This is a genomic window from Oleiphilus messinensis, from assembly GCF_002162375.1.
GTDB lineage: Bacteria > Pseudomonadota > Gammaproteobacteria > Pseudomonadales > Oleiphilaceae > Oleiphilus > Oleiphilus messinensis.
On sequence record NZ_CP021425.1, the window covers coordinates 5,002,364 to 5,015,395 of the forward strand.

A 13,032-nucleotide genomic window follows, 5' to 3' on the forward strand; every position below is an offset into this window, starting at 1 on the left:
CGCCAATGCCTAGCCCAAACAATGCACGCATACTCGTAGTCGATGACGAACCACGGTTGGTCACCAGTCTTAAACAACTGTTGAACAGCCATCAATATGAAGTCGATACAGCCCTGGGCGGGAAAGCAGCCTGTGAGCAGCTGATTCGGCAAAAATACGAATTGGTATTGCTCGATCTGAACATGGGAGACATGGACGGTCATCAAGTGATGGGTTTTATGGCCGAAAACAGTATCGATGCAGCAACAATTGTCGTCAGTGGCGAATCCACATTTTCTGCGGTGAGCAAGGCCCTTCGTCGCGGTGCCTACGACTACCTGAAAAAACCCTATGATCCGGAGGAACTGGTTGCGACCGTAGAAAGTGCGCTCAGTAAAAAGCTGCTCGAAAGCGCACACGGTGCCATGCAGCGACGATTACAACGTTCAGAAGAGCTGCACAGGTACATTGTTAACAGTTCACCAGATATTGTTTTCATGCTCGATAAAGAGGGTAAGTTCACCTTCCTGAACAACAAAATCGAGAAAATCCTGGGCTTCAAGAAAAGGGAACTGTTGGGTCAGAAATATACCGCTATTATCGCGGAGAATGAACTCAAAAAAGCACGCTACCTGTTTCAGCAAAACACCGCTGTTAATAAGGGTATTCGCAATTTTGAAATGCACTTGAAGTCCTCGGACAGCAATCGACCAGACCGTTTCTTTGATATCACCATTTTTCCAATTGAGCGAAAAACCGGAAAAAGTTTCAACGCCGAAGGCCAGTCCCTTAATCCAACCTTTATCGGTACCTACGGCACAGCGCGAGACATTACGGAACGCAAAGAAGCAGAAGATTTCATCAATTTTCAGGCTTACCACGACTTGCTGACACGGCTCCCGAACCGGTCCCTGTTCAAAGATCGCCTGAACTTAGCCATCGCCCAAGCGAAACGAAACAGTGAGCGTCTCGCGGTAATGTTTCTCGATCTGGACCGTTTCAAAGTCGTCAATGACACCCTGGGTCATGCTATGGGGGATCGCTTGTTGCAAGCAGTCTCTGCACGACTGGAAGGTTGCCTAAGGGAAGGTGATACATTATCACGGTTTGGTGGCGATGAGTTTACACTGCTGCTACCGGAAATTAACTCCCGAGAAGACGCACGTAAAATCGCCAAGAAGCTAATTCAGGAGCTCAAAGAGCCCTTCAAGCTGGGAGACCACGATGTGTTCATTGGCGTCAGCATCGGTATCGCGATGTATCCGGAGGGCGGCATTTCGGTAGAGCAGATCATACAAAACGCGGATGTGGCCATGTACCACGTGAAAAGCCGCGGAAAAGATGGTTATCAATTCTTTGTCAGCAGCATGAATACACCTTCTTCGAATCGGTTAATCCTGGAGCGCGACCTGCGCAAAGCCCTCGAAGATGATCAACTTAAGGTGTATTACCAACCGCAAGTCAATGCACAATCAGGGGAAATTATCGGCGTGGAAGCATTGGTGCGCTGGCACCACCCCGAAAAAGGCGTACTTTCTCCCTCCCAATTCTTGCCACTGGCGGAAGAAACCAAGCTGATCGTGGATATCAGCAATTGGGTACTGAAAACAGCGTGCAACGAAGTCAAAAAATGGTTTCAGGAAGGCTATCACAATATCCGTCTGGCGGTTAATTTTTCCCCTAAACAGATCGAACACCCGCGTTTCGTGCAAGCCTTGATCGCACAATTAAAACGCTACGATTTCCCAGCGGAAAAGCTTGAGATTGAACTAACCGAAAACGTCATCATGAATGACCTGGAAAACATGGTGAAAACCCTGAGTATGCTCGCTGAGAATAAAATCACCATTGCGATTGATGACTTCGGCACAGGTTACTCCTCTCTGAGCTACCTACACACACTGCCGATCCACACACTGAAAGTGGACCAGTCATTCGTCAAGAACATCCAGGAAAAGCGAAATGAAGCCTGTATCGTGAATGCAATCGTGGCAATGGCACAGGGGCTAAAACTGAATATAGTTGCAGAAGGCGTAGAAACGGAAACCCAGCTGAAATATTTGAAAGCACTCGGCTGTCAGGAAGTACAAGGGTTTTACTTTGGCCGACCGCAACCTGCAGAGTATATTCTGACTTTGCTTGCTGAGCACAAAAACAGCCAGCAGAAAAACCAGTATGAAGCGGTTTGATTCAGTCATGTACTTGCTAATGATGCACTTACGTCATCGTGAAATTGTGTCGTAGTAGGAATTACATGACCTAATGCACTACTTTGTGCACTGCCGATTAAAACGGTTATCACACGGTGACGTCGCCCTTATATTCATGTCCACTTCGTATGCTTAGTTTTATTCCCAGATCTTAATTACTCAACCGCCTCTCCTTACCCAGTACAGGCCATTTTTATCATGTGCCCGAGTGCATATTAGCTCAGTCTAACTAAATGACCTCAGGTCAGTGTCAAACAGAATCGCCCCAAAACTGTCTAACAATTTCTCTTAAGATTGTCTTACAATCCAATGCAACAAACTGTTTTATTTTGCGATTTTTTGCATTCCTGTAACGCACTACCAACACAAAATGAGTAGTTCCGCACATAATTTTGGATACCATCCTTATACTATTCCTTCCAACAAATCATAAAAAACAAAATCAACACCATCGAACAAGAAGTAAAGAGACATGAAAGACAAATATAAATTGATCGGCCCTGCTTACGACTTTTTAAGCGGTATCTACAGTGGCAAGTCGATTCACAACTGCAAAGTTGCCATGCTCGAAGTCGAAAATGTCAATCCTGGCGATAAAATTCTGTTCGCGGGTGTTGGTCATGGAAAAGACGCAATCCGGGCGGCGGAACTGGGTGCAGATGTGACGGTCGTAGACTTGTCCGAAACCATGCTTAAAAAATTCCAGGATGGTCTCAACAAGACCAACCCCAACCTCAAGATTCGTCAAATTCATAGCGATATTCTTAAAGTGGAAGAGTTTGAGCAATACGATATGGTCGTTGCTAACTTTTTCCTCAATGTATTCTATGAAGACATGATGCTCCAAATTTTGGAACACCTCATCAAACTGGCCAAGCCTGAGGCCAAGATTGTTGTGGGTGACTTCTCCTACCCTACCGGAAATATTGTGACACGGGCACTTAAAAACGCCTACTGGTTCATCGCCGTATCCATCTTCTGGGTGATGGCCAACAATGCCGTGCACAAGATATATAACTACCCGGAACATATGGAAAAACTGGGCCTGAAAGTCCAGGACAAAAAATACTTCAGCCTGCTAAAACTCAATGCCTACTGGTCAGTAATGGCACAAAAAGAAGTTTGAGCTGAAGCGTTTTTAGAGCGGACTACAGGATAGTTCCGCCTATAAAAAATACACAAAAGAACATAATAAAAATGAAACGTCAGAGGCCTGTCAACAATGAACGACCAAACTTTAGTCCTGGACGGACTTGTAGTATCCGGCAATAACAGCTTTACCTTTTCAGAGCGCGTTGAATACCTGAAAAAGTACGGTTCACATTCTCAGTCATTTTCAACTCTGCAGCCTGGTATGGAGTACTTCGATATGCCCGGCATCGGTTTTATTGGTTACATGAGAACGTGGGGGAAAAGCTATGTGCTCTCAAACCCTGTCACTCATGAATCAAATTTCGAGCTAATATTGACTGAGTTTCACAAGAAGCACCCCAATTCGTGTTACATTCAAGTAACCAAAGCCGTCGTGGATATCCTGCACCGCAAATTTGGCCTGTATGGCACACAGTTTGGTTCCGAGTCGCGAATTGATTTACAAAAATGGTCTCTCAAAGGGAAGAAAAAGCAAATTTTGAGAACTGCCATTAATCAATCCGAAAAAAATGGAATTGAAGTAAAAGAACGTTATAGCGATGACCACACCCGCGAAATTTCCGATGCGTGGATCAAAACCCGAAAATGCAAAAGCAACGAAATTCGCTTTCTAATCCGCCCAATGAACATGGGTTACAAAGAAAACGAACGTCACTTTTATGCGTATCAGGATGGCAAAGCCGTTGGCTTTATTTACTTTGATCCAGTTTACGAAAAGGGCCAGATTGTCAGCTATGTTCCCAACATTTCTCGAGCATGCGCTGACTTCAAACAGGGTATCTTTTACACCTTGATGGCACACGCAATGGAAGTGTTCAAGGAAGAAGGCGTTCCGTACCTGGATTTGGGCCTCATTCCTCTTATGCTGGCAAAAGACGTTGAAGAGCAAGAATCCAAAGTTCTGAAAAACCTGCTTAAAGTGGTATACGAGAAAGGTAACTTCCTTTACAACTTCAAAGGGCTGGAATTTACAAAATCCCGATTCCGCGGCGACATCGAGAAAACATACTGCTGCCATAAAGGCGCACTACCAATGCTTGAGTTTGTCAGTATGTTCAAGCTAACTCGTATTTTCTAATAATAACAAAGCAGTACAGACCTCCTTTGATTAAAGCCCACACCCGTGGGCTTTTTTTGTATTCACGATGTTATGGTGACTACGAAAAAAGTGAGAATGCAGAAACGGAAACTGAAGTACCCAGTGCAAACCCTGCCATTTCACACCAGTAACCAGCTGAACGATTGTGATCAGTGTAATGGAGTTTAATCGTATTCGAGTCAGCATGCAGGCTCGTGCTTTGGATTTCGATCAAGGAATGAACTCTTCGGGAAACAGCGCCACCAGAGTCCAGAAAGAAGTCGTCACGTTGGGCAAATGGGTGACCTTCAGCGATGAACGCCTCTCTCAGGGGACCGAGCAAAAATGGAAAGTGCGTGCACCCAAGAATAACCTGATCAACAAATACACCGTACTGGTCTGCACGACACAATGGCGATACGATTTTTCGTAAAGCGGGCAAATCAAAATACCCGGTCAGGAGATAAGACTCAGAAAGGGTTACCAAGGCACTACTCCCCAACTTCACAACATCCATACCGGGGGCAAAATCTGTTATCAGTTGTTCTGTATAGGCTCTGTTAACTGTTGCCGGAGTCGCCAACAAGCCAATTCGCCCACTGCGTGTTTTAGCCGCCGCAGGTTTGACTGCAGGCACAACCCCCACCACAGGAATCAATAAATTAGCCCTCAAAAACGGTAAAATCAGTGTACTTGCGGTGTTACAAGCAACGATGAGAAGCTCCGCTGTACCAGCAAGAGATTTCGTCCAGGGCAATACAACCTGGAGCATGCGCTGTGTTACCTGAGCTTCCGATAACTCACCGTAGGGAAAAACGGCATCATCTGCCAGGTAACTGATATTAAAACTATTTCCCGATTTATATAGTGCGTGACAAATGGAAAGTCCACCCGCGCCTGAGTCAAAGACAAGAATATGATTTGGTGACATTTTCCGACTCACTGAACCTGACAATCACGTTGTTATTTCATCGAATTACGTATACGGATGAGACTGAATGCGCTTAAGTTGGATCTATCTCAGGGAAAGCGAAGACGCAACTCCGCCACGGCGGCCTCAATAAGCTGGCCCGACAACGTCGAGGTGCTTGATACCTGGGGTAACTCGCTGTAATGGAACCATTCGGCTTCGGCTAACTCATTCTCGTCCAGAATCAATTGACCACTGTCATATTCACAGAAAAACCCTAACATCAACTGATGCGGGAAAGGCCAGGACTGAGATGAGAAGTAGCGTAGATTTTTGACTTTCAGACCGGTTTCTTCCTTAACTTCCCGATGGACAGTTCGTTCTATCGTCTCCCCTGCCTCAGCAAATCCCGCCAGCACAGAAAAGCGACCAGGAGGAAAGTGATGAGCCCGGGCCAGCAAGATTTCAGGGCCTCGTGTCACCAATGCCATCATACAGGGTGCAATACGGGGGTAATAATGACTGTCACACTGCTCACAAACCAGAACACGGTCAGTACTATCCTTGAGCTCCGACGTGACCGACCCGCAGCGACCGCAAAAACGGTGATTCACGCTCCAGTGATACAATTGCAATGCTGTACTCAGTAGATAGAACACATCTTTGTTTTCCCGCAACAACAGATCTCGCAATCCCACGGATTCATATCCCGGGGGAAGCACTGTTGAACTTGAGACGACCGCAAAACACAGCCTGGATTGCCAATAACCCAGAAATAGAGGGACACCATCGCAGTTCAACTCCAATGAGGACAACAGGGCAGTTGAACAAAGCGGTGCCCCTTCGGCTTGAGATGGAGCCGCAATTTGAAGCCGAGGGCTGGCCGCAGTGTTCGGGGAAGATTCCGCCAGCAACAAAACAAATTGGATATCCGGGGCTCCATTCTGCTCAGCGCATGCGATCAATTCGGAAACCGTCAAGCCGGACAAGTTCAAAGGCGGCACCACGGCATATCGGAACATATCGCTCGGTTGAAACTGGGAAGAAAGTGGGTCCATAGGAAGCTCATTGACAACGTGTTCGATAAATGAACTTGTCAGGCAAGGGCGGCCCCCCAACCTGACAAGAATTACAGCGTGTTAGTGTTGAACACTCAAACGCCGATTTCGCATCCATACCCGGGCGAAAAGTGCCAGAACGGTCAGCAACAATGGGACAAGGAAAATATTGACGAGTTTCAGGTTACGACCTAATGTCTCGATATCCTGATCAAGCTGATGCTGAACATCCCGAAGTTGTTTGCGAATTTTCAGACGTTCTTCCTGGAATTTCAGAACCGTTTGTTCCTGCTCTTCAGAAAGTATCGCCTTGTCATCCTCACCCCGAACCTGCTCCAGTTCAGCTAAACGACTATCCGTCTCGGCCAGTTGTTCCTGCAGAGCTTTTTGTTGCTCTAACAGTTTTTCTTCGGCCTGACGTCGCAACTCGTCGACCCGGTCAAACGGTCTGGAGAAGCGCCCTCGACTCCGCACACTGATCAAGTCCGCATTACCCGATAAATTATCCAGTGAATTAACCAGTAATGCCGCGTTATCGGCCCAGGGCGATGCGATTCGCTGACCAAAAAACTCCTGAACCTGAACCCATAACCGGTCAGTCAAGATGTCTGTATCTGCGATCACGATAAGATTTATGTTATCTGCCGAGGTTACATCCGGAGAGACAGTACGGGTAATTTTAGGTTTTTCGTCTGAAGATTCCGTCTCAGATACGTCGTCAGACACGGGGGCGTCGGCATTTTCGCTGTCGGGCGCATCGTCCTCCACCTTGATCCCGTCCGGGAAGGCCGTGGTAGCTTTCCCACTTACCCGGGCTGCCAGGATATAGCGCTCTCCACTGGGTGAAAAATCATTCAACAGCGTTTCTGGAGAGGTGAGCGTTGCGAACAGTGAAGCATCCAGCAGGTTCGACTCATCACTGCTTCGAATCAGCGGTGTCACCGTCGTTGTGGCACTTTCAACAGGCTGGAGTATGCCCACTGATGACATATTAATACTTTCCAGCCCTGCCAGGAGAACATCTTCACTCGCAAAACTATCCGGCGTCAGACTTACTAATCCTATATGACGAACCGGTGACCGGTTACCCCGCATACTCACCACAAGCGAGTTCGCGTAATCGCCCAACACTTTGCCTTCTACCAATTCGAGCCCCCAGTTTTGCAATAGCGGCCCCAAATCCGATGCACTCGCTTCCGCAGGCATCATGGGTGCTCCGGCCTGGGCGGTTTCAGCAAGCCCATCCATAAATACCAGCGTTCGCCCACCTTTCAGGACAAACTGATCTATTGCCAGTAATGTTTCATCGGACAAGCCATTGGGGTGCACCAGCATCAAGATATCAATATTATCGTCAATCGCAGTAACATCTTCGCTCAGCCACTCCAGCTGAAATAAGTCTTCCATTTGTTGCACCACGACCCAAGCGGGTTGATTTTGACGCGTTGCATAATCAAAGCCGCCATTAATCGGGATGCCGGAAATAATACCCAGAGTCGGGGGCTCAGTTTGACTTAAATTGAATATTAACTTGGTCAGATCGTATTCCAGAAACTTCTCTTTATCGAGTTGAAAGAACGGAATGACTTCCTCATTTTTTGCCAGATTCAAAGGGTCGCCACTTGCGGCTGCGGCTTCGGAAGACTCACCACCTGCAACTGACTCACCAACCAGGCCAAAATAAATCTCATCGCCTCTCAATCCTGCGGGAACGCCCTGCAGTCCAGCAGCGGAAGCTGCATCTTCTTCTTCAGAAAAGGGCGCTGGATCTACCACTTGGAATTCAATTTTGCCACGGGAAAGACTTTGATATTCCTGAAGTAACTCCTTTACTCGCTGCGCGTAGGTACGAACCGCGGGTAGCTCTTTGGTGGCTTTATCCGAAAAATACAACGTCAGTTTTACGGACTGTTCCAGGTTCTGCACAATATTTTTAGAGCCATCGGAAAGTGTATAGAGATTATTCTCCGTGAGATCAATGCGCCCACCTTTCAAACTCACAGAGGACACGACCACGATGACGAGGAATGCGACCAAAACAAACATCAGGCCGACTTTGGATTGCATCATTGCTTTCATATGTTGCTCCTTAATCCGCCTTTTTCATATTGATAACAATCACCGTCGCAATCAGCCAACAACCGATCATTGCGGCAAAATACACCAGATCACGCAGGTCAATCACACCACGGGAAATTGCATCAAAGTGCGACAAGATACTCAATGTAGAAAGGCCATCGAGCAACCACAGCGGCGCCCATTCACTGAAGAAATCCTGAACCATCGGGAATCCGCTTACGACAAATACAAAGCACAGTACCAACGTGAGAACAAAGGCAATGACCTGACTCTTGGTTGCCGCAGAAAGGCAGGAGCCTATGGCCAGAAAACCGCCCGCCATCAGCCAGCTGCCTAGATAGGTCGCGAAAATCACGCCATTATCGGGCTCCCCCAGATAATTGACCGTTATCCACAGTGGAAAGGTTAAACCAAGGGCAATGCCCATAATGCCCCACGCCGCTAGAAACTTGCCGATCACAGCCTGAGATGTCGAAACCGGCAGTGTCATGAGCAGCTCGATAGTACCGCTGTTTCGCTCTTCGGACCACAATCTCATTGCAACGGCTGGAGCCAATATGAGATACAACCAGGGCAGATAGTTGAAAAATGCAGCGAGATCTGCCTGACCTCGATCGTAGAATCGTCCGATGTAGAACGTAAATATGCCACTCAAGACCAAAAAAATAACAATAAATATATAGGCCAACGGGGTTGCAAAATACCCCTGAAATTCACGTTTGAATATTATTCCAGTCATATTCATACCAGTGCCTCCTGCGTCGCAAGCTTAGCGCTTCCAGTTCGCTGAACGGAGGAATCGGGCGCTTCGGATTTAAGGGTGACTTGACGAAACACATCCTCAAGACGGCCTTTTTCCACGTGCAACTCTTCAATGTCCCAGTTTTGTTCATGCAAGACACTGTTAACTTCACTCAGGATAGGCTGACCGCTGACCGGAAAAAGAGTGTAACTGCGCTGTTCACTATCACATTCGACGGAAGCAACCCCGGGTAGAGATGTAAATATCTGCATTACATCCTTGGGTTGAGCGAAGCGCAGTGTGATGGCTTGGTGATAACGGGACATCGCGGCAAGCTCATCCGGTGTACCGTCCACAAGTACTTGACCTTGAGCGATGATCATCGCACGGGTACAGACGGCATGAACCTCTTCCAGAATGTGGGTCGAGACGATAACAATCTTGTCTCGGGAGAGATTTTTGATCAACTGCCGGACCTGGTGTTTCTGATTCGGGTCGAGACCATCTGTAGGTTCATCCAGAATCAGGACTTTGGGGTCATGGATAATTGCCTGAGCAATGCCCACCCGTCGCTTGAAGCCTTTTGACAGCGTTTCAATTCGTTGTCCCATCACTGATTTCAATTGCACTTTTTCGACTACTTCCGCAACTTTGGCATCCAGTGTAGCGCCCTTGAAACCACGAATCTGCGCGATAAAACGCAAGAATCCACTCACTGTCATATCCCCATACGCAGGGGCACCTTCCGGTAAGTAGCCAATTCGTTGTTGAGCCGCTTTTGGTGTACTGACCACATCGATACCATCGACACTGATCTGACCGGATGTCGGAGCCAGAAAGCCCGTCAACATTTTCATGGTTGTAGACTTGCCGGCCCCATTTGGTCCAAGAAAGCCAAGCACTTCACCGGGCTTGACTTCAAATGACAGCCCGTTAACGGCTTGCAAACCGCCGAAACTTTTCTTCAGGTTTTCTATTTTGATCATGTCGACCAAAAACCTCCACTTTCAATCAATATCACTATCGTGAACGGATCATCCATGTCGCTTGAAGGCCTATGGGAAAAGACGACCAACTCAACGACCGATTTATTCTTAATTTATAAGTCACTGAAATTGAGCAGAACTCACAAAGCCCTAACTATATGGACGCCCCGGCTATTTTTCAACGGCCATCGCACCAAGGGAAAAGACAGATTGATGAATTTTTTTTAATCTCCATCACTGTTGTCCGGAATGACTTTGCTCGATCAACCAAATCTGGCTACACTAGCCCCCTTCTGTATCACAGCATAAATAAGAGTCCTTATGAGATTACTTGCTTTGAGCTCCCTGTTTTTTGATCTCCTGAGACGCATCCTGTTTTTATGGGTGCGCACCAGCGTGATGGGCAACAAACCCGAAGATTTGAATCTAGACCCGAGCAAACCCGTTTGCTACGTACTGCAATACAGCTCGTTGTCCAGCCGCCTGGTTCTGGAGCAGGAATGCCGAAAAGTCGGCCTGCCACTCTCCCAGGCACCATTCGATTATGGTGATTTCCATTTACGTCGTTCGTTTTTTTTCCTCTACCGACGCCAGGGCCAACTTTTCAGGAGAAGACAAAGTCCGGTCATGACCGATCGCTTGAAGCAGCTCGTGGGTGGGACGCTCAGGAACGACGATTTGGATGTGCAAATCGTTCCTGTTTCTCTGTATTGGGGCCGGGCACCAGAGAAAGAGAAGTCACTTTTCAAACTGATTTTCTCGGACACCTGGTCCAACACTGGGCGATTCCGAAAGCTATTAACCATTATGCTCCATGGTCGCGATACTTTCGTGCAATTCAGCAAGCCTTTTTCATTACGTCAGATTCTGGAGAATGAAGCGGTTACTGAGGAAATCGCAACCCGGAAAGCAGCCCGTATTCTCAGGGTCCATTTCCGCCGGGTACGCCAGGCTGTAATCGGGCCTGATCTGTCTCACAGGCGAACCCTGGTCAGTCGCTTGATTGCAACTCCCGCAGTCAAGGACGTGATACGTGAAACGGCTAAAAAAGAAGATGTCGCACCGGAAAAAATAAGAGCAAGAGCCTACAAATACGCAGATGAAATGACATCGAACCTTTCGATGGCAACCATCCGGTTTCTGGATGTTTTACTCTCTTGGGTCTGGAACAAAATCTATAATGGAGTCAATGTTTACAACATTGAAACCGTACAGGACGTCGCTAAAGATAATGAAGTCATCTACGTGCCCTGCCATCGCAGTCATATCGATTATTTGCTGTTATCCTACGTTCTCTACAACAACGGCGTAATGGTTCCTCATATTGCCGCCGGGATAAATCTGAACATGCCTGTAGTGGGCGCTATTTTACGCCGGGGCGGCGCCTTTTTCATGCGCCGCAGCTTTCGCGACAACCCTCTGTATGCCGCAGTATTCAATGAGTACATGCACAGCATGCTAACCAAGGGTTACTCTGTCGAATACTTTGTTGAAGGTGGGCGCAGCCGCACGGGGCGCACCTTGCAAGCAAAAGCAGGAATGGTGTCCATGACGATCCGCAGCTTTCTGCGGGATAACAGGAAGCCGATCGCGTTTGTGCCCGTTTACGTAGGCTACGAAAAAATTCTGGAAAGCCGTTCCTATCTCGGCGAACTCCGTGGCCAGAAGAAACAGAAGGAATCCATTTTTGGACTGTTCCGTTCACTGCGCAATCTACGTAAGTCTTTCGGTAAGGTCAGCGTCAACTTTGGCAGCCCGATATACCTTGCACAAGAGCTGGAACACATCCAGCCACAGTGGCGACATCAGGCCTACACCAATGAGTATAAGCCTTCATGGTTGCCCGATGCGGTCACACACTTGTCTGAAAAAATTACAACTCATATAAATGATGCCGCAACGATTAACCCTGTAAATATCATTGCGACTGTGCTGCTCTCAACATCCAAACAATCCATGGATGAGAAAGCCCTGGCAGAGCATTTGGATGCCTTTTGCGCACTACTCCATGAAAACCCATATAGTCCGCGCACTCAATTCCCCTCTGGCTCGGGTCATGAATGGATCGAATACGTGGAAGAAATGGGGCTCATCGGGCGGCACAAACAGGAACTGGGTGATATTGTTTTTGCAGAAGGCAACAATGCCGTATTGCTTACTTACTACCGTAACAACATCATGCACCTGTTTGCCTTGCCGGCTCTGATTGCGAGCTTTTTCCAGAACAATGAAACAATGGAACAAGACCACTTGATTTCCCTGATCCGGCGAATCTATCCCTATATCCGCTCAGAGTTGCACATTCGATGGACTAAAGAGGTTCTGGAAGCACGTTTACAGGAATGGCTGGACATCATGGTCAAGAATGAATTTCTGTATCGTGAAAACGGGAAACTACGACGCCCGGCAATTACTGCGCCCAAATTCATCATGCTCAGTGTACTGGCACGCATCGTGATGCAAACCCTGGAGCGCTACTTTATTGTGATCGCCCTGCTGCGAGATTATGGCAGCGGAAATGTGACCGCAGACGAACTGGAAAAACAAAGTACATTGATGGCACAACGCATGTCTATCCTTTATGGTCTCAATGCGCCGGAGTTTTTTGATAAAACCATGTTCCGCAATTTTATCGCAGTGCTCATGAATAATCAGATTCTGACACTGGACGACGACAAACGAATCCTTTTCGACAAACGAATCGATGACGTTGCCGAGGAAGCGCGGCTTGTACTCGACGCGGAATTACGCCAGGGGATTCTTCAAGTCACCAATGGCTGTGAGCGCCCAACAGAAGCACTCCAAAAACTTGCCACTGCATAGGTGTTTATCTGAACA

The 13,032-nt window shown here is 47.5% G+C and carries 9 protein-coding genes; 4 read left to right on the plus strand and 5 right to left on the minus strand.

The window, feature by feature from the left end:
* Window positions 1-5 precede the first annotated feature (5 nt).
* The 3 genes from OLMES_RS21755 to OLMES_RS21765 all read left to right on the plus strand — a co-directional run bounded on the left by OLMES_RS21755 (window position 6) and on the right by OLMES_RS21765 (window position 4,419).
* Window positions 6-2,168, plus strand: a complete 2,163-nt coding sequence (locus OLMES_RS21755) for an EAL domain-containing protein (RefSeq protein WP_232465170.1) — start codon at window positions 6-8, stop codon at window positions 2,166-2,168.
* 493 nt (window positions 2,169-2,661) lie between these two features.
* Window positions 2,662-3,315, plus strand: coding sequence for a class I SAM-dependent methyltransferase (locus OLMES_RS21760; protein WP_087463188.1), 654 nt, complete (start codon window positions 2,662-2,664; stop codon window positions 3,313-3,315).
* Window positions 3,316-3,411: 96 nt separating this feature from the next.
* Window positions 3,412-4,419 carry a DUF2156 domain-containing protein gene (locus OLMES_RS21765; protein WP_087463189.1) on the plus strand — a complete coding sequence of 336 codons (1,008 nt, stop codon included), beginning with the start codon at window positions 3,412-3,414 and terminating at the stop codon, window positions 4,417-4,419.
* A 79-nt stretch (window positions 4,420-4,498) separates the two neighbouring features.
* Here the strand turns inward: OLMES_RS21765 and murI are convergent, their stop codons facing one another.
* The 5 genes from murI to OLMES_RS21790 form a co-directional block, all read right to left on the minus strand.
* The gene (murI, locus tag OLMES_RS21770; protein ID WP_087463190.1) at window positions 4,499-5,350 is read right to left on the minus strand and encodes a glutamate racemase; all 852 of its coding nucleotides are present in this window, start codon (window positions 5,348-5,350) and stop codon (window positions 4,499-4,501) included.
* Window positions 5,351-5,439: 89 nt separating this feature from the next.
* Window positions 5,440-6,387, minus strand: a complete 948-nt coding sequence (gene nudC / locus OLMES_RS21775; RefSeq protein WP_087463191.1) for an NAD(+) diphosphatase — start codon at window positions 6,385-6,387, stop codon at window positions 5,440-5,442.
* An 81-nt stretch (window positions 6,388-6,468) separates the two neighbouring features.
* Window positions 6,469-8,466, minus strand: coding sequence for a Gldg family protein (locus tag OLMES_RS21780; protein WP_232465171.1), 1,998 nt, complete (start codon window positions 8,464-8,466; stop codon window positions 6,469-6,471).
* Between the two features lie 10 nt (window positions 8,467-8,476).
* Complete coding sequence (locus OLMES_RS21785; RefSeq protein WP_087463192.1) at window positions 8,477-9,211, minus strand: ABC transporter permease; 735 nt, start codon at window positions 9,209-9,211, stop codon at window positions 8,477-8,479.
* Window positions 9,208-10,194, minus strand: a complete 987-nt coding sequence (locus OLMES_RS21790) for an ABC transporter ATP-binding protein (protein WP_087463193.1) — start codon at window positions 10,192-10,194, stop codon at window positions 9,208-9,210. The genes OLMES_RS21785 and OLMES_RS21790 overlap by 4 nt, the downstream gene beginning before the upstream one ends.
* Window positions 10,195-10,515: 321 nt before the next feature.
* Between OLMES_RS21790 and plsB the strand changes: the two genes are divergently transcribed.
* A complete protein-coding gene (gene plsB / locus OLMES_RS21795) occupies window positions 10,516-13,017 on the plus strand; it encodes a glycerol-3-phosphate 1-O-acyltransferase PlsB (RefSeq protein WP_087463194.1) in 2,502 nt (833 codons plus the stop codon).
* Window positions 13,018-13,032: the final 15 nt, after the last annotated feature.